The organism is Streptomyces sp. PL-25, from assembly GCF_058344915.1.
In genome coordinates, this window is record NZ_CP136997.1 from 6508669 (window position 1) to 6529404 (window position 20736).

Below are 20736 nucleotides of genomic sequence, written 5' to 3' on the forward strand. Positions count from 1 at the left end.
GGCCGGCCACCGGCAACGGCCCGCCGGACGCCGGGCGGTGGCGCGCGGCCCCGCCCCGCCGCCCGGCGTTGTCAGTGCCGGTTGGTAGAACTGCTCGCACAGTCGAGATCCCGTCCGCCGCCGCCTGTCAGGAGCCGCCCGCATGGCCCTCTACGAGCACCTTTCCGAGTTGTACGGCCTGCCGGCCTTCACCTGCCCCGAGGACCCGACGGCGGTGGACCTGCCCGCCCCGGACACCGTCGCCTGGCGCATCGCCGTCGAGATCGAGGAGGAAGAGGACGGCTGGCGCAAGCAGTTCGAGCGGTTCTGCGCCGCGGTGGACACCACCCGGGTGCGCGCGCTGATCGTCGGCCCCTGGGACGAGCCCTTCGACAACGGCCCCGACGCCGAGATCGAGGCCCTGCTCGCCGCCCGCGACCGGCTGCCCGCGCTGCGAGCCCTGTTCCTGGGGGACATGGTCTCCGAGGAGTGCGAGCTGTCCTGGATCACACAGACCGATGTGACCACGGTGCTGCGCGGCTTCCCGGAACTGGAGGAGTTCGGGGTGCGCGGCGGCACCGGCCTCGCCTTCCCGGCCCTGCGCCATGAGCACCTGCGCTCCCTGACGGTGCAGACCGGCGGGCTGCCCGTCGCGGTGGTGCGCGGCATCGGCGCCAGCGACCTGCCCGCCCTGGAACACCTCGACCTGTGGCTGGGCACGTCCTGGTACGGCGCCGACTCCGAACCCGCCGACCTCGAACCGATCCTCGGCGGCGCCCGCCTGCCCCGACTGCGCCACCTGGCGCTGCGCAACAGCGAGATCCAGGACGCGGTGGCCGCGGCCGTGGCCGCCGCCCCCGTCGTCGCCCGCCTCGACGTGCTCGACCTTTCGATGGGCGTCCTGACCGACGACGGCGCCACCGCCCTGCTGGGCGGCCAGCCGCTGACCCACCTCAAGAAGCTCGATCTGCACCACCACTACGTCACCGAACCCCTCCAGCAGCGCATACGCGCCACGCTGGAACCGGCGGGCGTCGAGATCGACCTCGACGCGAGCGACACCGACGAGTACGAGGACAGCGACGGCACCGTCGTCCGCTATGTCGCGGCGGGGGAGTGAGACTCCGATGCGCTACTACCCCTCGCACCTGACGAGCTTCCACGGCCTGCCGGTGCACGACTTCGCGGCGCCCGAGCCCCGCCGCAAGGTCCCCGCCGCACCGCCGGAGCCCGGCGCGGTGGCCTGGCGGCTGTCCTGCCTGTGGGAGGAGATCCCCTTCGCGACACTGTGGCCCCGGTTCCTCGACGAGGTGCCCACCGAGCAGGTCACCGCCCTCGTCCTGGGCGCCTGGTGGGACGAGTGGGACGAGCACGGCATCGGCCCCGTCCTGGAGGCGCTGACCGCCGAGGCCCACCGCTTCCCGCGGCTGCGCGCGCTGTTCCTCGCCGACGTGGAGTCCGAGGAGTCCGAGATCTCCTGGATCAAGCAGGGCGATGTGACCACCGTCCTGCGCGCCTGGCCGCACCTGGCGGAACTGGGCGTCCGCGGCGCCGAGGACCTGGTGCTCGAACCGCTGCGGCACGAGGGGCTGCGCACGCTGCGCATCGAGTCCGGCGGCCTGCCCCGCCCGGTGGTGCACGCGGTGAGCGCCTGCGACCTGCCCGCCCTCGAACACCTCGATCTGTGGCTGGGCACCTCCTGGTACGGCGGCGACTGCACCCGCGCGGACGCCGACGCGCTGCTGGCCTCGCTCGGCGACCGGCCCCGCCTGCGCCACCTGGGCCTGAAGAACAGCGACATCCAGGACGACATCGCCGCGGCCGTGGCCGCCGCGCCCGTCGTCGCCGGACTCGACTCGCTCGACCTGTCCATGGGCACCCTCGGCGAGGACGGCGGCGGCGCCCTGCTGGCCGGACAGCCGCTCACCCACCTGAAGTCGTTGGACCTCCGCCACCACTTCATGAGCGAGGCGCTCACCGAGCGGCTGCGCGCCACCCTCGCGCCGCACGGCGTGGACCTGGGGCTCACCCCAGCCCACAGCGCGGGCCGGGCACGGGAACGCTATGTCGCCGTCGGAGAGTGAGAGCGCGCCGCGGTTCGCGGTGGTCGGCAACCCGGAGAACCGCCGGGTGGCGCTGTTCACCGCGGCCGTGCGTGCCGCCGGACTGCCCGCGCCCCGCGTCGTGCCGTGGACCGGGGTGCTGCGGGCGGGCGGTGCCGACTTCGCGCCCGGCGAGACCGTACGCCTGGACTCGCCCGGGGAGAACGCGGAGGCCGACCTGCTGCTGCGCGGCGTGGACGACCCCACCCGCGTCGAGGGCTCGGCCCGCTGGTACACGCGGTTCCTGACCGCCGTGGGCGGCCTGCGCGGCGGCGTACGCCTCGACGATCCCGGCGACCTGGCGGTGCTCTTCGACAAGCGCCGCTGCCACGCCGTCCTGGAAGCGGCCGGTGTGCCCGTGCCGTCCTCCCCGACGTCCGGGCCCGCCGCCGCGGCGGTCGGCGGCTGGGACGACGTACGGCGGCTGATGCGGGAGCACCGCATGCCCCGGCTGTTCGTCAAGCTCGCGCACGGCTCCTCGGCATCCGGCGTCCTCGCCGTGGAGTCCGGCGGCAGGGGCCGCGTACGGGCCACGACCTCCGTCGAACGCGCCGAGGACGGACGGCTGTACAACTCGCTGCGGATCCGCCGCTACGAGGACGAGCGCGACATCGCCGCCGTCGTCGACACCCTGGCGCCCGACGGGCTGCACCTGGAGCGCTGGGTGCCCAAGGCGTCCCAGCAGGGCCGCGCCGCCGACCTGCGGGTGCTCGTCGTCGCCGGACGCGCCACCCACGCCGTGGTGCGCACGAGCACCGCGCCCCTGACCAACCTCCACCTGGGCGGCGCCCGCGGCGACCTCGACGCGGCGCGGCGCGCGGTGGAGGCCGCCGGGGGCCGCTGGTCCGACGTGCTCGGTGTGTGCGAGCGGGCCGCGGCCTGCTTCCCGCGCACCCTGTGCGTCGGCGTCGACCTGCTGCCGGCCGTCGGCTGGCGCCGCTTCGCGGTCGGCGAGGTCAACGCCTTCGGCGATCTGCTGCCCCGGCTCACCGGCCTGCCGGGCAGCGGCGCCGAGAGGCTCGACACCTACGCGGCGCAGGTCGCCGCCGTCCTCGGCGCCCCCGCCCGCCCGCACCACCGGACCGAGGCCCCGGCCCGCTCCTCTCGGCCTTCCCCGCCTTCTCTGCCTTCTCCGCCTTCTCTGCCTACTCCGTCTTCTCTGTCTTCCCGGCCCGCACCCCAGCACAGAACAGGACCCGGCCATGCCGTCGCCTGACCCGACGCCCCCGCCCCACGACCCGCCCCGGCGCCGCGTCAGCCCCGCACCCCCGGCCGCACCCGCCGGGACGAGCCCGGACATGCACGAGGTGGTCGGCAGCCACGACCTGCTCCTGGTCACCCTGGACACCCTGCGCCACGACGTCGCCGCCGAACTCGCCGCGGCCGGCCGCATCCCGCACCTCGCCCGCCATCTGCCCGGCGGCCACTGGGAGCGACGGCACGCGCCCGGCTCCTTCACCTACGCCTCCCACCAGGCGATCTTCGCCGGCTTCCTGCCCACCCCGGCCGCGCCGGGGCCGCACCCGCGCCTGTTCGCGGCGAGCTTCGCGGGCAGCGAGACGACCAAGGACGGCACCTGGGTCTTCGACACCCCCGACCTCATCTCCGGCCTCGCCCAGGCCGGTTACCACACGGTGTGCGTCGGCGGTGTGGGCTTCTTCAACAAGCAGGGCGCGCTGGGCTCCGTGCTGCCGGGACTCTTCCACGAGTCCCACTGGGAGCCCGGCTTCGGCGTGGCCTCGCCGACATCCTTCGAGGCGCAGGTGGCGTGCGCCGAGCAGGCGGTGCGGCGACTGCCCCGCGAGCAGCGGCTGTTCCTCTTCGTCAACGTGTCGGCCCTGCACCAGCCGAACTGGTTCCATCTGCCCGGCGCCACCCGCGAGGCGGGCGACAGCCGGGAGACGCACGCCGCCGCCCTGGAGTACGTCGACCGGCACATCGGCCGCCTGTTCGCCGCCGCGAGCAGCCGCCGCCGCTGCTTCGCCGTCGTCTGCTCCGACCACGGCACGGCCTACGGCGACGACGGCTACACCGGCCACCGCCTCGGGCACGAGTCCGTGTGGACGGTGCCCTACGCCCACTTCTTCCTGGAGCCCGGACCCGGTGCCGAGCCCGGACCCCCCAGCCCCACCGCAGCCCGAGCCCCCTCCGGAGCCCCCCGATGACCACCGTGACCAGCCTGCGGCCCGCCGGGAAGGCACCCGCACCGCCGAGCCCGTACCAGCACTACGTCTACGCCTACCCGCACAAGACGGCCTACCGGCGGCTGCCCGACCGCCCCCGGCTCGCCTCCCTGTGGGCCGCCGAACCCAAGGACGCGCTCTCGCTCTATCTGCACATCCCGTTCTGCGAGGTGCGCTGCGGCTTCTGCAACCTCTTCACCCGCATCGGCGCCCCGGACGGGCTGACCGGTGCCTATCTGGACGCCCTGGAGCGCCAGGCGGGCGCCGTCCGCGACGCGCTCGGGGACGGCGCGCCGGTCCGGTTCGCCACCGCGGCCTTCGGCGGCGGCACCCCCACCTTCCTCACCGCCGCCGAGCTGACCCGGCTCTGCGACATCGCCGAACACCGCATGGGCGCCGACCTGCGGGCCGTCCCGCTGTCGGTGGAGGCCTCGCCCGCCACCGCCACCGCCGACCGGCTGGAGGTCCTGGCCGACCGCGGCGCCACCCGGCTCAGCCTCGGCGTGCAGAGCTTCGACGACACCGAGGCACGGGCGGCGGTGCGCCCGCAGCGCCGCGCGGACGTCGAGGCGGCCCTCGCCCGGATCCGCGACGCGCGCGTCCCGGTGCTCAACATCGACCTGATCTACGGCATCGACGGGCAGACGGAGGCCAGTTGGCTGCGCTCCCTGGACGCGGCCCTGGCCTGGCGGCCCGAAGAGCTCTACCTCTACCCGCTCTACATCCGCCCGCTGACCGGACTCGGCCGCCGCGCCACCGGACCCGACCCATCCTGGGACGAACAGCGGCTGCGGCTGTACCGGACGGGCCGCGACCACCTCCTGGCCCACGGCTACACCCAGCAGTCCATGCGCATGTTCCGCCGCACCGACGCCCCGCCGCAGGGCGCCGACGACTACGCCTGCCAGAGCGACGGCATGATCGGCCTGGGCTGCGGCGCCCGCTCCTACACCGCCGACCTGCACTACTCCTTCGACTACGCGGTCGGCACCCACGAGATACGCGCCATCGTCGACGACTACGTCGCCCGCCCCGCCGCCGACTTCGCGCACGCCGAGTACGGCCGCCGCGTCGACGCCGGCGAGGCCCGCCGCCGCCATCTGCTCCAGTCGCTGCTCCAGGCCGACGGCCTCGACACGGCCGAGTACCGGACCCGCTTCGGCACCGCGCCCGAGGAGGACTTCCCGGCCGAACTCGCCCGGTTCGCCGAGCGGGGCTGGCTCGCCGCCACCGACCCGCGCACCGCCCTGCGGCTCACCCCGGAGGGCCTGGCCCACTCCGACGCCCTCGGACCCGAGCTGTTCTCGCCCGCGGTCCGCGCCGCCATGACCGCCTACGCCCGCAAGTGAGCCGCGCCATGGACCTCACCCTCCTCTACCGCGGCCCCCTCGCCTCCTGCGACTACGACTGTCCCTACTGCCCGTTCGCCAAGCGGCGCGACAGCCGCGAGCAACTGCGCGCCGACCGCGCGAGCCTGGAGCGGTTCGCCGACTGGGCCGCCGGGCAGCGCGGCGACCGGCTCTCCGTGCTGTTCACCCCCTGGGGCGAGGGCCTGGTGCGCTCCTGGTACCGGCGCACACTCGTCGAGCTGTCCCGCCTGCCGCACATCCGGCGGGTGGCGATCCAGACCAACCTGAGCTGCCGCACCGACTGGCTCGCCGACGCCGACCCGGACACGCTGGCCCTGTGGTGCACCTACCACCCGGGCCAGACGCCGTACGACCGCTTCCTCGCCAAGTGCCGTGACCTGGCGGACCGTTCGATCCGGTTCAGCGTCGGCGTGGTCGGCCTGCCCGAGCACCTGCCCGAGGCCCGCCGCCTGCGCGCAGACCTGCCCGCGCACGTCTATCTGTGGATCAATGCCGCCGAGGGGCACGTCTACGACGACGCCGAGGCCGGCCGCTGGACCGCGATCGACCCGCTCTTCCCCTACAGCCGCCACCCGCACACCAGCGCCGGACTGCCCTGCCGCACCGGCGAGTCCGTCGTCTCCGTCGACGGCGAGGGCACCGTGCGCCGCTGCCACTTCGTCCGCGCCGCACTCGGCAACCTCTACGACGGCTCCTATCGGGCCGCGCTGCGCCCGCGCCCCTGCCCGCTCGCCGTGTGCGACTGCCACATCGGCTACGTCCACCTGGAGACCCTGCCGCTGTACGACGTGTTCGCGGGCGGCGTGCTGGAACGGATACCGGCCGCGCCCGTGGTGGTCCCGTAGCCCCGTTGTACCGACGGCTTTCCCACAGGTGACACCGCACCCTTCCCTCCCGTCCGGTGCTCTTGGAACACTCGGCGCGCAGCACTCCGACTGTTCCGGCCATCCGCACACCAGGAGGAGAGGACCCCCCATGCCGTCACCCACCCCCGAGGTCAACCGGCGCCGCTTCCTTCAGATCGCGGGCGCCACCACGGCGTTCACCGCGCTCAGCGGCAGCATCCAGCGCGCCGCCGCACTGCCCGCCCACCACCGCACCGGGTCGGTCGAGGACGTCGAGCACATCGTCGTCCTCATGCAGGAGAACCGCTCCTTCGACCACTACTTCGGCACCCTGCGGGGTGTGCGCGGCTTCGGCGACCCGCGCCCGGTCACCCTGCCCGACGGCAAGCCGGTCTGGTACCAGAAGGGCACCGCGGGCCGGGAGATCCTGCCCTTCCGCCCCGACGCCGACGACCTCGGCCTGGCCTTCGTGCAGGACCTCCCGCACGGCTGGAACGACGGGCACGCCGCCCACGCCCGGGGCCGCTACGACCGCTGGGTGCCCACCAAGGGCAGTACGACGATGGCGTACCTGACCCGCCAGGACATCCCCTTCCACCACGCGCTCGCCGACGCCTTCACCGTCTGCGACGCCTACCACTGCTCGCTGATCGGCTCCACCGACCCCAACCGCTACTACATGTGGACGGGGTACACCGGCAACGACGGCAAGGGCGGCGGCCCGGTCATCGGCAACGACGAGGCGGGCTACAGCTGGACGACCTACCCCGAGCGGCTGGAGCGGGCCGGGGTCTCCTGGAAGATCTACCAGGACATCGGCGACGGACTCGACGCCGCCGGCGGCTGGGGCTGGATCCAGGACGCCTACCGGGGCAACTACGGCGACAACTCGCTGCTGTACTTCGACCAGTACCGCAACGCCCGGCCCGGCGACCCGCTCCACGACAAGGCCCGCACCGGCACCGACGCGAGCCGGGGCGAGGGCTTCTTCGACCAACTGCGGGCCGACGTCAAGGGCGGCAGGCTGCCCCGGATATCGTGGGTCGTCGCTCCCGAGGCGTTCACCGAGCACCCCAACTGGCCCGCCAACTACGGTGCCTGGTACATCTCCCAGGTCCTGGACGCGCTCACCGGTGATCCGCAGGTGTGGGCGAGAACCGCCCTGTTCGTCACCTACGACGAGAACGACGGCTTCTTCGACCACCTCGTGCCGCCCTTCCCGCCGGACTCGGCCGACCAGGGGCTGTCCACCGTCGACCCGGGCCCGGACCTGTTCAAGGGCGGCGGCGGTCAGGTCGCCGGTCCCTACGGGCTGGGCCAGCGGGTGCCGATGCTGGTCGTCTCGCCGTGGAGCAAGGGCGGGTTCGTCTGCTCCGAGACCTTCGACCACACCTCGATCATCCGGTTCATGGAGCGCCGCTTCGGGGTGCGCGAGCCGAACATCTCGCCCTGGCGGCGGGCGGTCTGCGGCGATCTGACGGCCGCGTTCGACTTCTCCCGCGCGGACAGCCGCCCGGTCTCCCTGCCGGACACCTCCGGCTACGCGCCGCCGGACCGCGACCGCCACCCCGACTACGTCCCGGTCCCGCCCGCCCAGGGCTCCCTGCCCCGCCAGGAACCCGGCAGCCGGCCCGCCCGTCCGCTCAAGTACGCGCCCGTGGTGGACGGTTCGGCGGACCCGGCGGCCGGGAGGTTCACCCTGTCCTTCGCCTCCGGAGCGCAGGCCGGGGCCGCCTTCCTGATCACCTCGGGCAACCGCACCGACGGCCCCTGGACCTACACCACCGAGGCCGGCCGGACCGTCTCGGACACCTGGAACTCGGCCTACTCCGGGGGCTCGTACGACCTGACCGTGCACGGCCCCAACGGCTTCCTGCGCACCTTCCGCGGCCCCGGCCGCACGGCGGGCCCGGAGGTCACCGCGCGCTACGCGGGCGACGACGTGGAGCTCACCTTCACCCACCGGGGGACGGGTACGGCACGGCTCAGGGTGACCGTCGGCTACGGCGGCCGGCCGGTGGAGGTCGCGGTCAAGGCGGGGGCCACGGTGCGCCGCCGGTTCGCCCTCGCCGCGAGCCGGCGCTGGTACGACCTGACGGTCACCTCCGCGGGCGATCCGTCGTTCGTGCGGAGGTTCGCCGGGCATGTCGAGAACGGCCTTCCCGGAGTGAGCGACCCCGCGATCGCGGCCGGCTGACCGGCGTCCGCGCGGCGGTTGCTTTCCGGCCGGCTCGCGGTAGTGTGCCCCGGTGACCACGCATTCGAACACACCTGCAGGCTGGTACCCGGACCCCCACGGGGCGGCGCAGACGCTGCGCTACTGGGACGGCGCGCAGTGGACCGAGCACACCCACGCCGACCAGCAGGCTCCCGCCGCCCAGCAGGTGCCGCCGCAGGCCCAGACGCCCGCGGCGGCCCCGCAGGCCGGGTTCGACCCGCGCGTGCAGCAGCAGGTGCGGGAGGAGGCCGGTGTCGCCTCCGGCAACGTGGGCGGCGGCACCCTGTTCAGCGAGCCGGTCCTCGTGGTGAACCAGAAGGCCAAGCTGATCGAGCTGACCAACGAGTACGAGGTCTTCGACCAGAACGGCAACCGGCTCGGCGTCGTCACCGAGATCGGCCAGAGCGCCCTGCGCAAGGTCGTGCGGTTCGTCTCCAGCATCGACCAGTTCCTGACGCACCGGCTGGAGATCCGGGACGCCTACGGGCAGCCGCAGCTGGTGCTGACCCGGCCCGCGAAGTTCCTCAAGTCGCGGGTGATCGTCTCCCGCCCGGACGGTTCGCAGGTCGGCGAGATCGTCCAGCAGAACGTCTTCGGAAAGATCAACTTCGCGATGAACGCGAACGGGCAGCAGGTCGGCGCCATCAAGGCGGAGAACTGGCGGGCCTGGAACTTCGCGATCGTCGACCACGCCGACAACGAGGTCGCCCGGATCACCAAGACCTGGGAGGGCCTGGCCAAGACGATGTTCACGACGGCCGACAACTACGTCCTCCAGATCCACTACCAGCTGCCCGAGCCGCTGCTGAGCCTCGTGGTGGCGACGGCGCTGACCGTGGACACGGCACTCAAGCAGGACGCGCGCGGCCTGGGCTGACACGCCCCGGCCGCGGGCCCGGAGCGCGCTCGGAGCTCTCAGAGCTTGCTGAGGCGTTCCGGCCCGGACCGGCGGGAGCGGCGCGTCCGGCGCCGCACGCGCAGCGCCGGTTCCCGGGCGGCCGACCCGGCTTCCAGGGCCAGCACAGCGGCCACGGGGTGCTCCTCGTGGCCGCTGCCTTGTGCGGGCGCGGGCGCGGGCGCGGGCGTGCGCGGGTGCGCGGGGACGCTCTCCCGTACCGGCGGCGTTCCGGGTGCGGGCGCCGGTACGGCGGCGAGCGCGGGCGATGCCCCCGGCCCGGACTCCGACGCGAGCCCGGCACCGGCCCCGGTCTCGATCCCGGTGTCGGCCGCCGTCGCGGGCACCCGAACCCCGTCCGCCGCGGCCGGTTCCGTACGCGACGGGGTCGCCCGGGTCAGCTCGACGACGCCCCAGGCGGCGAGCGCCGCACCGGCCAGGGCGAGCAGCACCCCGCGCACCCCTCCCTGGAGCCCCTGTCCGAGCAGGGTGAGACCGATCACGGCGGCGGCCACCGGATTGGCCAGCGTCACCACGGCCAGCGGTGCGCCCAGACCGCCTCGGTAGGCGGTCTGCGAGAGCAGCAGCCCGCCCGTCGCGAACGCCGCGACCAGCAGCGCCACCACGATCACCCGCGCGCTGAGCAGCGGTCCGGTGTGGTCCGTGGCGGCCACGGTCACCGTCTGGGTGAGCGCCGAGGCGACTCCCGAGGCGAGGCCGGAGGCGGTCGCGTGCCGCAGGCCCGGCCGGGCGCCGGGCCGGGACAGCACACCGATGAGGACGGCCGTGGTGCCCGCCACCGCCAGGGCCTCGGCCGGGCTCAGCACCTGCTCGGGCGCGGGCCCGGACGCGGCGACCAGCAGTGCGGCGAGACCGAGCAGCGTGCAGGCCGTGCCGCGCCACTCGGCGGCGGCGACCTTCCGCCCGGCCAGCCGCGCGCCCATCGGCACGGCGGCCACGAGGGTGAGCGCGCCGAGCGGCTGGACCACGGTCAGCGGCCCGTACTTCAGGGCCACCACGTGCAGCAGCGCCGCCGATCCGTTCAGCGCCACCGCTCCCCACCAGGCGCCGCGGCGCAGCAGCGCGAGCGCGCCGGTGGCGGCGGCCCGCGCGGCGAGCCGCTCCTGGGCGACCGCGGCGGCGGCGTAGGCGACGGCCGAGAAGAGCGAGAGGACCAGGGCGAGCAGGGCGGCGCTCATCGGACGGCCCCCACGAGCGTGCCGTCCTCGGCCGGTACGGGCCGTCCGGGGCCGCGTGCCACGACGAGCGTCCGGCCGCTCGGCCGCGGCAGGGCGACGAGGGCCAGGGCGAGCAGCGCCGTGGCGACGATCGCGTCGAGCCAGTAGTGGTTGGCGGTGCCCACGATCACCAGCAGGGTCAGCAGCGGGTGCAGCAGCCACAGCCAGCGCAGGCGGGACCGGGTGGCGGCGACCAGGGCGAGGGCCACCATCAGCGCCCAGCCGAAGTGCAGCGAGGGCATGGCCGCGAACTGGTTCGACAGATGGTCCGTCCTGGGCGGCCCGTACACCGAGGGCCCGTACACGTGCGCGGTGTCGATCAGGCCGGTGGCGGCGAGCATGCGCGGCGGGGCGAGCGGGAACGCCAGGTGCAGCGCCAGGGCGGCGGCGGTCAGCGCGGCGAGGACGCGGCGGGTCCAGACGTAGTGCGCCGGGCGGCGCAGATAGAGCCAGACCAGCAGCCCGACGGTGGCCGGGAAGTGCACGGTCGCGTAGTAGGTGTTCGCCACGCGCACCAGGGTGTCGCCGTGCAGCAGCAGCGACTGGACGGCGCCCTCGCCGGGCAGGTGCAGCGCACGTTCCAGGTGCCACACGTGGTCCGCGTTGCGGAAGGCCTCGCCGGTGTGGTCGGCGGCAAGTCGGCGGCCGAGCTTGTAGACGAGGAACAGCCCCGCGACGAGCAGCAGCTCGCGCACGAGCGCGGGCCGCGCGGGTGCCGCGGCGGCGCCCTCGGTTCGGGATGTCATGCCCCGGCCCCTTCGCGTCCGTGTGTGGTGAGTGGGTGCGTCCCGGCAGGGGCGAGCCGCCCGTACCCGAAGCATCGATACGACATCGTACCGATACGCCAGTGTACCGATACGATGGTGTACCGGTACACTGGCGTATCGATTGAGGCTTCTCACACACGGCTGAGGTCTCTCACGCCGGACATGAACCACACTGGAGAGCGGCTGGAGCCGCGCTGGAGCCACGAGCGAGGAGAAGAGCGATGACGTCGCAGGCCGCGGACGGACCGGACACGGTTGTCGCCTCGCGCCGCTCCAAGATCACGCCCGAGCGTGAGCAGGAGTTCTTCGACGCCGTCCTCGAACAGGTCCGCGAGTGCGGGTACGACGCCGTGACCATGGAGGGCGTCGCCGCCACCACCCGGTGCAGCAAGTCCACGCTCTACCGGCAGTGGAAGAACAAGCCGCGGTTCGTGGTGGCCGCCCTGCGCGCCAACCGGCGCAGCCGCTTCGGCGGGATCGACACCGGCTCGCTGGCCGAGGACCTGCGCCGGGCCGCGCGGGCGGCGGGGGAGTGGTCGGGCAAGGACACCCGGTTGCTCCAGGCGCTCGGGCACGCCATCATGCAGGACCCGGAGCTGAAGCAGGCGCTGCGCGAGGCCGTCGTGGAGCCGGAGATCGCCGCGCTGCGGGAGATCCTGCGCCGCGGCGTCGAACGCGGCGAGGTGGCCCCGGACAACCCGGCGCTGGCCTATGTGCCCGCGCAGATGTTCGGCGTCGTACGCATCCGGCCCGTCATCGACGGGACCTACGCCGACCCGGACTACCTCGTCCGGTTCGTCGAGGCCGCCGTGCTGCCCGCACTCGGCCTCGAACCCTGACCCAGGCCGCCGTCCACGGGATGACCGGACGACGGCCTGCACGCGCCGCACCGTGGGGACGGGGGCGGCGCGCTCCCGGCCGGGCGGCCCCTCTTGAGCGGAGAGGGAGCCCGCCCGGCCGGCAAAGCGGGACGCGCGGCGTCAGGCGCTCTGGCCGCTGCCGCCGCCCGAGGACACCTTGATCCCCTTGGTGATGTCGTCCAGCAGCGACTGCGGCTGGTCGGCGTCCACCCCGAAGCGCACCACGACCAGCTGGCCGGGCCGCGCCGGGGACGGGAAGACCAGGGACTCGACGATCCCGTCCGCGCCCTTGCTCGTGACCGCCTTCCAGCGCACCAGGTAGCCCTTCTGGCCGGCCACGGTCACCGCCTTCGAGGCGAGCACCTGGTGCGAGGTCACCGCGCCGTAGGTCGTCCCGCCGTACGACTCCTTCACATTGGCCTCGATGTCGGCCTTGGCGACCTCCTCGGGCGTACTGCCCGCGGTGCGCAGCGCCGCGGCGGGCACCGAGTAGGCGCCGCCCTTGGTGCAGGACTTCGAGGTGTCACCGGGGCACTTGTAGCCGCTGTCGGAGGTGAGCTGGGCGCCCACGCCGATCTGCTGGCCGTACCAGCCGTCCGGGACGGGTAGGCTGATGCCGTTGACCGGGTCGGCGACCGAACCGCTGCGGATCTTCGGCGCCTCGGCACCGCCCCCGGACCCGTCCGGGTCACCGGATCCACCGGAACCGCCCGAGCCGCCCGGCCCGTCGGACCCGCCCGAGCCGCCGAGGCCCCCGGAGCCGTCCGACCCGCCGGGACCGTCGCCGAACGGGCCGCCCCGGCCGCCGGAACCCTCCCGGTCCCCGGGACCGCGCTGCCCGCCGGGACCCTGCTGGGACCCGGCGCGGGTGCCGCCGCCGTCGTCCTTGCTCAGCGCGTACACGCCGACCCCGATGCTCGCCAGCACCGCTGCGGTCACCGCGACGGCTATCCCGGTCCGCAGCCCGCGCCGCGAACGGGCCGGCGGCTGCGCCGGATAGCCGGGGTATCCCGGATGCACCGGATACCCGGGCTGCACCGGCGCCCCCGGAGCCCCCGGAGCTCCCGGATCCCCCGGCTGTCCGTACAGTCCCTGCGGCGGTCCCTGCGGGCCGGGCTGCCCCGGCTGTCCGGTGTACGGCGGCCCGCCCGCGTCGTCCCCGGGCTCCGGGGACGACGGCCGCGCCGGCTGCTCCGGGGGCACCGGACCGGCGGCCGGGTGCGCCGGCGGACCCCACGCGGCGGCCGGACCGGCCGGGCGGACCTGGTCCGTCCACGCCTTGCCGTCCCACCAGCGCTCGGTGGCGGGACCGTCATTCGTCTGGCCCGGGTCGGGGTACCACCCGGGAGGAGTCACCTGCGTCATGCCCCCACCGTATGAGGCGTCCGTGAAAGCGGTATGAGAGGGACCCCGCTGCGGCCCGGTTCCGCCACGGCGGCCGGGGCCGCGCACGGCACCCGTCACCCGTCACGGCAAGAGGTGGCCCGACCGGGCTCCGCTCGGGCGGCCCGGCCGCTAGGCTCGGCATTCGTACGTCGTTCGGGCGACTTGGGAGGTAGCGGGATGACGGAGGTACGGCCGGGACCGGCCGCCTCGGACTCCCTGTGGGAGCGCGACGAGGAAGTCACCGCCATCCTCCGTGCGGTGGAGGCCCTGTGCTCCGACCGCGCGTCCCACGGAGAACTGCTGGTCCTCCAGGGCGAGGCCGGGCTCGGCAAGACCACCCTGCTCGCCCGCACCCGCCGCATCGCCGAGGCACGCGGCTGCACCGTGTGGTCGGCGCGCGGCGGCGAGATCCTGCGCTCGGTCCCCTTCAACGTGGTGCGCCAACTCCTCCAGCCCGCACTGCTGTCGCTGATGCCCGAGGAGGCCCGCGAGTACCTGGGCGAGTGGTACGGCATCGCCGGGCCCGCCCTCGGCATAGCGGAACCCGGCGGCGGGCAGGCCGACCCGCGGAGCGTGTGCGAGGGCCTGGTCGCCGCGGTGAGCCGGCTGGCCGGGCGGGACTGGCCGCTCGTACTGATGATCGACGACGTCCACTGGGCCGACGAGGAGAGCCTGCGCTGGCTCGCCGCCTTCGCCGGACGCCTCACCGAGCTGTCCGTGCTCCTCGTCGTGACCCGCCGCCCCGGCGAAGTGAGCGGCGACAGCGCCCAGTTGCTGGAGACGGTCGCCGCCGCCGCGGGGGTCCGCACCCTCAGCTGCCTCTCCCCGGAGGCCACCGCCGCGCTCACCCGCACCACGCTCGGCGACCACGCCGACGGCCCGTTCTGCCGCGAGGTGTGGGCGGTCACCGACGGCAACCCCTACGACACCGTCGAACTCCTCGCCAAGGTCCGCGACAGCGAGATGGACCCGGTCGAGGCGCACGCGGGCGAACTGCGCGACCTGAACCGCTCCGCCCGCGGCGGCGGCCTCGTCGCCCGCCTGGAGGAACTCGGCATCGACGCCACCCGGTTCGCGTGGGCCGCCGCCATCCTGGGCACCGACATCTCCGTCCAGCTGGTCGCCCGGCTCGCGACCATGAACCGCGACGACGCCGCGCGCTGCGCCGAACTGCTGCGCGAGGCCCGCATCCTCACCGAGCCCGATCCGGCCACCGCGGGCGCCGACGAAGGCGACCTGGAGTTCGTGCACCCGCTCATCGCCACCGCCGTCTACAGCTCCATCCCGGACGCGCTGCGCACCGCCATGCACGGCATCGCCGCCCAAGTGGTCACCGACTCCGGTCTCGGCGCCGCTGCCGCCTCCCGGCATCTGCTCCAGGTCCACCCGGACGACGACGAGGAACTCGTCGAGCAGTTGCGGCAGGCCGCCCGCGAACACCTCGCCGTCGGCGCCCCGGAAGCCGCCCGCCGCTGCCTGGAGCGGGCCCTGCTGGAACCGCCCACTCCCGAGGTGCACGCACGCGTGCTGTACGAACTGGGCTGCGCCACCCTGCTCACCGCTCCGGCCACCACCATCGACCACCTCCAGCTGGCGCTGAGCATGCCCGGCCTGGACGGCGCCACCCGCGTGGACGCCGTCTGGCGGCTGTCCCAGGCGCTGCTGCACAACAACCAGCTGGAGGACGCCGTCCACACGGTCGAGGCCGAGGCCGCCCGGCACCCGCCGGGCCCCGTCCGGCTGCGCCTCCAGGCCGTCCAGTTCATGTGGGAGGGCCTGCACACCGGTGAGACCATCACCCCGGACCGCTCCGAACGGCTGGCCGAACTCGCCGCCGGCTGCACCGGACGCGACAACTCCGAGCGCGCCCTGCTGATCCTGCGCGGCTTCGACGCCATGGCGCGGGGCGAGAACGCCGAGGAGGTCGCGGAGCTGTGCGACCGCGCCCTCGTCAACGGCCGCCTCGCCCCCGGACTCGGCTGGACCGACACCGAGTGGGGCATCGAACTGCTGCTGATGCTCGCCAGCGCCTATGCCTACAGCGACCGCCTCGACCGCGCCGAAGCCCTCTACAACGAAGCGCTGCGCGCCTACGAGAACGCCCACTGGAACGGCGGCCACCTCGCCCTCGCGTACGCCTACGTGGGCCTCGGCCACCGCAGGCGCGGCCGGCTGCGCGAGGCGGAGCAGGCCCTGCGCGAGTCGCTGGCCATCGCCGAACGCGTCGGCCGCGGCCTGCCGTTGTACTGGACCGCCACCTGCAACCTGGTGGACACCCTGCTCGCCCGCGGCCATGTCGAGGAGGCCTGGGAGATCGCGGAGCGGTACGGCTTCGCGCCGCCCTACCCGGCCACCATCGTCATCCCGGACCCGCGCAGCGTCCGCGGCCGGCTGCTGCTCGCCGCCGGCCGCACCAAAGAGGGCGTGGCCGAACTGGAGGCCGCCGAGCAGGCCGCCGCCGTGCGCGGCCACCACAATCCGGTCATGGTGCCCTGGGCGGCGGATCTGGCCCGCGCCCTCGCCGTCGAGGACCCGGACCGTGCCGCGCGGCTCGCCTCCGACGTGCGCCGCCAGGCCGAGCGGTTCGGCACCGACACCGCCATAGGGGAGGCCCTGCGCTGCGCCGCCGCGCTGGAGACCGGCCCGCGAGCGGTCGCTCTCGCCGCGCAGGCCGTCACCTACCTGGAGGCGTCACCCTGCCAGTACGAACACGCCGCCGCCCGCGTCGAGCACGGCATCGCCGCCGGGTCGGCGGCCGAGCTGCGGCGCGGTCTGGCACTGGCCCGGTCCTGCGGTGCGGACGGCCTGGCGGACCGTGCCCGCGCGGCACTGGAGTCGAACGGATTCCCGCTGGAAGAGGAGGACTGAGCGGCCCCGCACCCGCGCGGACCCGCTCACCCGGACCCGGTGCCGGACCCACTCCGGACCCGGCGACGGACCCGGACCCGGCGACGGCCTCAGCCCGCTTTCGGCTCGCCCGGCCCGCCCGGCTCGCCCGGCTCGCCCGGCTCGCCCGGCCCGCCCGGCCCGCCCGCGTCCGGCTCCTCCGCCAGCACCCGCTGGGCCACCGCGAACGCCGAGTTGGCCGCGGGCACCCCGCAGTACACCGCGCTCTGCAGGAGCACCGCGCCGATCTCCTCGGGGGTCAGCCCGTTGCGCCGCGCCGCGCGGACGTGCATCGCCAGCTCGTCGTGGTGGCCGTGGGCGACCAGCGCGGTCATGGTGATCATGCTGCGTTCGCGCCGGGTGAGCGTGGGGTCGGTCCAGATCTCGCCCCACGCGTAGCGGGAGATGAAGTCCTGGAAGCGGGCCGTGAACGGGGTCTGCCGGGCCTGGGCGCGGTCCACGTGCGCGTCACCCAGCACCTCGCGCCGGACCCGCATGCCCTGCCGGGCGGGGCCGTCCAGCTGAGTGCGCAGCGCGGTCAGCACGGCCTCGGGGCACTGCGCGGGCGCCAGGTGCGAGGCGCCCGGGATCTCGGTGAGGGCCGCGCCGGGCACCGCGTCGGCGATCTCCCGCAGATGCGCGGGCGGTGTCGCCGGGTCCTGGCGGCCCGCGATCAGCAGCGTGGGCGTGCGGATCTCGGAGAGCCTGCCGGTGAGGTCGAAGGCGGCCAGCGCGTCGCAGCAGGCGGCGTACGCCTCCGGGTCGGCCTCCCGGTGGTCGCGGATCAGCTCGGGCACGGTGAAGTCACCGGCGAACCAGCGGGATCCGGCGCTCGCGGCCAGCGCTGCGAGCCCCTCCCGGCGCACCAGCGCGGCCCGCTCCCGCCAGGGCCGCGCCCCGCCGAAGTGGGCCGAGGAGCAGATCACCGCCAGGGACGTCAGGCGCTCGGGGTGGTGCACGGCGAGATGCAGCCCCACGGCACCGCCCAGGGACACCCCGGCGTACGCGAACCGCTCCAGGCCGAGCGCGTCCGCCAGCTCCAGGACCAGCGCGGCGAGGTCGGCCACGGTCGCGCCCGGACCGATCAGGCCGGCCGCCGAACCGCCGTGTCCGGGCAGGTCCCAGCGGACCACCCGGTGGGAGGCGGCCAGTTCCGGGGCGACCCGGTCCCACAGTGCCGAGGAGGTGCCCAGGGAGGGGCCGAGCAGCAGGGCGGGTGCCGTGGCGGGGCCTTCGGCACGGTGGTGCACGGTCAACGTCGCTCCAGAGCACGGTCGGTGAGGGTTCCGGCGCAGCCGGTGTAACGGGTGGGGTCGGTCGGGCCCGCCAGGTCGGTGTCCCGCAAGTCCGGTACCTCGGCGAGGAGTCCGGCGAGCGGTCGGTCCTCGGCGTAGGCTCGGCGGGCCAGTTCGGTGAGGAGTTCCCGGGCGCGGGCGCGGCCGAGCACCCCGGACAGTTCGGCCGACAGCCGCTCCGAGACGATCAGTCCGTGGGTGAGGCCGAGGTGCGCGCGCATCGCACCGGCGTCCACCCGCAGCCCCTCGGCCAGCTCCGCCGCGTCGCGGGCCGCGCCGCCCACCAGCCGCAGCAGATCGCGCAGCGGCTCCCATTCGGCGTGCCAGGCGCCCGCGGGGCGCTCGTCCTCGGCGGCCATGGACGCGTACAGCGTGGCCGCGAGCTGAGGGGCGCGCCGGGCGGCGGCGGCGATCAGGGTGGAGCGCACCGGGTTCGCCTTGTGCGGCATGGCCGAGGAGCCGCCGCCGCTGCCCTCGGCCAGCTCGGCGATCTCGGTGCGGCACAGCGTCAGCACATCGGCCGCCGTCTTGCCCAGGGCGCCCGCCGTAAAGGCGAGGCAGCCGGCCAGGTCGGCGACCGGGGTGCGCAGGGTGTGCCAGGGCAGCAGCGGGGCGCGCAGCCCGAGTTCGCGGGCGTACGCCGTCACCAGCGCGGCCGGGTCCTCGGCGCCGTAGGCCGCGAACGCCGCCAAGGTGCCCGCCGCGCCGCCCAGTTGCACCGGCAGCGCGTCCCGTACGCGCGCGACGCGGTCCCGGGCGTCCAGGACGAGCGAGCGCCAGCCGGCCGCCTTCAGCCCGAACGTGATCGGCACGGCGTGCTGGGTCAGCGTCCGGCCGGGCAGCACGGTGTCGCGGTGCGCGGCGGCCGTGCGGGCGAGGGCGGCCTCGGTGCGGGCCAGGTCGGCGAGGACCAGGTCCAGGGTGCGCGCGGCGACCAGCATCGCGGCCGTGTCCATGATGTCCTGGCTGGTCGCGCCCCGGTGCACGCAGGCGCCGTACTCCTCGCCCGCCGCCTCGGTCACCGCCGTGGTCAGGTCGGCGGCCAGCGGGATCACGGGATTGCCGCCGCCGCGGGCGCGTTCGGCCAGTGCGGGCAGGTCGAAGCGGCCCGGGTCGGCGGCCCGGGTCACCGCCTCGGCCGCGCCCTCGGGGACGAGGCCGAGCGCGGACTGCGCCCGGGTGAGCGCGGCCTCCGCCTCCAGCAGCGCGCTCAGGAAGGCGGCGTCGCCGGTCGCCGCCGCCGCGGCGGAACCGGTCCAGCCGGGCGCGAGCAGCCCGGCCTCGGCGCGGGTGCTGTCGGGTCGTGGTGCGGGTGGTGTCACCGGAACTCCAGGAAGACCGTCTCGCCCTCGCCCTGAAGGCGGATGTCGAAACGGTATGCCCCGCTGTCCTCGCGCGCCGCGATCAGCGTGGCGCGCCGTTGCGCGTCCAGCCGGGAGAGCAGCGGATCGGCGGCCAGGGCGGCGTCGTCGCCGGGCAGGTAGATGCGGGTGAACAGGTGCACGAGCAGGCCGCGCGCGAAGACGCAGACGCTCAGGTACGGGGCGTTGCCCCCGCGGGCGCCGGGCCGCAGGGTGCGCACGTACCAGTGGCCGTCCGCGTCGGTCTGGATCCGGCCGAAGCCGGTGAACTCCACGCCGTTGCGGCCGAGGAAGCCGCCGGAGGCCGGGTCGCGCCGCATCGAGCCGTCCACGGCGGGTATGCGCCCCTGCGGGTCCGGGCCCCATGTCTCGATCAGCGCGTCGGGCAGCGGACGGCCCTCGCCGTCGGTCACGTACCCGTGCACGGTGACGGTGTCCGGATGGCCGTGGGGCGCGACGTCCTCGCCGCCGGGGAAGGGCAGCGCGTAGCCGTAGAAGGGGCCCACGGTGTGCGAGGGGGTGGGTGCCGCGCCCTCGGGGCGGCCGGTGCCGGTCGTCGTCATGGCAGTTCAGCGCCCTTCTTCGAGCCAGGTGGCGGCGGGGCCGTCGAGCACGATGTCCCAGCGGTAGCCGAGGGAGAACTCCGGTACGGACAGGCTGTGGTCGTAGGCGGCGACCAGCCGCTGCCGGGCGGCGTCGTCCGTCACGGACCGGAGGATCGGGTCGTAGGGGAAGAGCGGGTCGTTCGGGAAGTACATCTGCGTCACCAGACGCTGGGTGAACGCCGCGCCGAAGACGGAGAAGTGGATGTGCGCGGGCCGCCAGGCGTTGAGGTGGTTGCGCCACGGGTAGGGGCCGGGCTGGATGGTGGTGAAGCGGTAGCGGCCGTCGGCGTCGGTCAGGGTGCGGCCGACGCCGGTGAAGTTCGGGTCGAGCGGGGCGTCGTGCTGCTCGCGCCGATGGGCGTAGCGGCCCGCGGAGTTGGCCTGCCAGATCTCGACGAGCTGGCCGCGCACCGGACGTCCGGCGCGGTCCAGGAGCCGGCCCGAGACGGTGATGCGTTCGCCGACCGGTTCCCCGGTGTGCTGCCGGGTGAGGTCGTTGTCGGTCTCGGTGAGGTCCCGCTCGCCGAAGGCGGGCGAGGTCAGCTCGACCAGTTCCGGGTCCCGGGCGGTGTCGATGGCCACCAGCGGCTGCTTCGGGTGGCGCAGCACCGAGGAGCGGTAGGGCGCGTAGTCGCGGCGCGGGTGGTGCTCGACGGGGGCGCCCTGGGCGAGCCGCTTCTCGTACGCGGCGTGCTCGGCCGCGATCTCCTGGTCGATGTCCTGCTGGGTGAGGGTCATGGGGCGGT

Annotated in this window: 17 protein-coding genes; 10 read left to right on the top strand and 7 right to left on the bottom strand. The window is 74.8% G+C overall.

The window, feature by feature from the left end:
* Nucleotides 1-142: 142 nt before the first annotated feature.
* The 8 genes from R4Z62_RS28935 (at nt 143) to R4Z62_RS28970 (ending at nt 9574) form a co-directional block, all read left to right on the top strand.
* Complete coding sequence (locus R4Z62_RS28935; protein ID WP_491521331.1) at nt 143-1099, top strand: STM4015 family protein; 957 nt, start codon at nt 143-145, stop codon at nt 1097-1099.
* 7 nt (nt 1100-1106) lie between these two features.
* Nucleotides 1107-2063: an STM4015 family protein gene (locus R4Z62_RS28940; protein ID WP_064536250.1), complete on the top strand. Its 957-nt coding sequence runs from the start codon at nt 1107-1109 to the stop codon at nt 2061-2063.
* Nucleotides 2044-3297 (top strand): STM4014 family protein, encoded by a 1254-nt coding sequence (locus tag R4Z62_RS28945; RefSeq protein ID WP_491521332.1) that lies wholly within the window; start codon nt 2044-2046, stop codon nt 3295-3297. Before R4Z62_RS28940 ends, R4Z62_RS28945 begins: the two co-directional genes overlap by 20 nt.
* A gap of 82 nt (nt 3298-3379) precedes the next feature.
* Nucleotides 3380-4246, top strand: a complete 867-nt coding sequence (locus tag R4Z62_RS28950; protein WP_491521938.1) for an STM4013/SEN3800 family hydrolase — start codon at nt 3380-3382, stop codon at nt 4244-4246.
* On the top strand, nt 4243-5613 hold the full coding sequence (locus tag R4Z62_RS28955; protein ID WP_355480567.1) for an STM4012 family radical SAM protein: 1371 nt from the start codon (nt 4243-4245) through the stop codon (nt 5611-5613). Before R4Z62_RS28950 ends, R4Z62_RS28955 begins: the two co-directional genes overlap by 4 nt.
* Before the next feature lie 8 nt (nt 5614-5621).
* Nucleotides 5622-6479, top strand: coding sequence for an STM4011 family radical SAM protein (locus tag R4Z62_RS28960; RefSeq protein WP_064536258.1), 858 nt, complete (start codon nt 5622-5624; stop codon nt 6477-6479).
* Between the two features lie 130 nt (nt 6480-6609).
* Nucleotides 6610-8676 (top strand): phosphocholine-specific phospholipase C, encoded by a 2067-nt coding sequence (locus R4Z62_RS28965; protein WP_491521333.1) that lies wholly within the window; start codon nt 6610-6612, stop codon nt 8674-8676.
* 52 nt (nt 8677-8728) lie between these two features.
* On the top strand, nt 8729-9574 hold the full coding sequence (locus tag R4Z62_RS28970) for an LURP-one-related family protein (RefSeq protein ID WP_064536262.1): 846 nt from the start codon (nt 8729-8731) through the stop codon (nt 9572-9574).
* Nucleotides 9575-9612: 38 nt separating this feature from the next.
* Here the strand turns inward: R4Z62_RS28970 and R4Z62_RS28975 are convergent, their stop codons facing one another.
* Both R4Z62_RS28975 and R4Z62_RS28980 read right to left on the bottom strand, forming a co-directional pair.
* A complete protein-coding gene (locus tag R4Z62_RS28975) occupies nt 9613-10791 on the bottom strand; it encodes a DMT family protein (RefSeq protein ID WP_491521334.1) in 1179 nt (392 codons plus the stop codon).
* A complete protein-coding gene (locus R4Z62_RS28980) occupies nt 10788-11576 on the bottom strand; it encodes a phosphatase PAP2 family protein (protein WP_491521335.1) in 789 nt (262 codons plus the stop codon). The genes R4Z62_RS28975 and R4Z62_RS28980 overlap by 4 nt, the downstream gene beginning before the upstream one ends.
* Nucleotides 11577-11818: 242 nt before the next feature.
* On the opposite strand from R4Z62_RS28980, the gene R4Z62_RS28985 reads away from it, so the two are divergent.
* On the top strand, nt 11819-12436 hold the full coding sequence (locus R4Z62_RS28985; RefSeq protein ID WP_355480575.1) for a TetR/AcrR family transcriptional regulator: 618 nt from the start codon (nt 11819-11821) through the stop codon (nt 12434-12436).
* 141 nt (nt 12437-12577) lie between these two features.
* Here R4Z62_RS28985 and R4Z62_RS28990 read toward each other — a convergent pair whose 3' ends face one another.
* Nucleotides 12578-13822, bottom strand: coding sequence for a DUF2510 domain-containing protein (locus R4Z62_RS28990; protein ID WP_491521336.1), 1245 nt, complete (start codon nt 13820-13822; stop codon nt 12578-12580).
* 198 nt (nt 13823-14020) lie between these two features.
* Between R4Z62_RS28990 and R4Z62_RS28995 the strand changes: the two genes are divergently transcribed.
* The gene (locus tag R4Z62_RS28995) at nt 14021-16711 is read left to right on the top strand and encodes an ATP-binding protein (RefSeq protein WP_355480579.1); all 2691 of its coding nucleotides are present in this window, start codon (nt 14021-14023) and stop codon (nt 16709-16711) included.
* A gap of 89 nt (nt 16712-16800) precedes the next feature.
* Here the strand turns inward: R4Z62_RS28995 and pcaDC are convergent, their stop codons facing one another.
* From pcaDC to pcaH, 4 genes are read right to left on the bottom strand one after another with little or no spacing between them, the layout of a single operon-like run.
* Entirely contained in the window at nt 16801-17985 is a 1185-nt protein-coding gene (gene pcaDC / locus R4Z62_RS29000; RefSeq protein ID WP_491521337.1) for a bifunctional 3-oxoadipate enol-lactonase/4-carboxymuconolactone decarboxylase PcaDC, read from the bottom strand.
* Nucleotides 17982-19346 (bottom strand): 3-carboxy-cis,cis-muconate cycloisomerase, encoded by a 1365-nt coding sequence (gene pcaB, locus R4Z62_RS29005; protein WP_491521338.1) that lies wholly within the window; start codon nt 19344-19346, stop codon nt 17982-17984. The genes pcaDC and pcaB overlap by 4 nt, the downstream gene beginning before the upstream one ends.
* Complete coding sequence (gene pcaG, locus R4Z62_RS29010) at nt 19343-19948, bottom strand: protocatechuate 3,4-dioxygenase subunit alpha (protein ID WP_355480585.1); 606 nt, start codon at nt 19946-19948, stop codon at nt 19343-19345. Before pcaG ends, pcaB begins: the two co-directional genes overlap by 4 nt.
* A gap of 6 nt (nt 19949-19954) precedes the next feature.
* Nucleotides 19955-20728 carry a protocatechuate 3,4-dioxygenase subunit beta gene (gene pcaH, locus R4Z62_RS29015; RefSeq protein ID WP_064536278.1) on the bottom strand — a complete coding sequence of 258 codons (774 nt, stop codon included), beginning with the start codon at nt 20726-20728 and terminating at the stop codon, nt 19955-19957.
* Nucleotides 20729-20736: the final 8 nt, after the last annotated feature.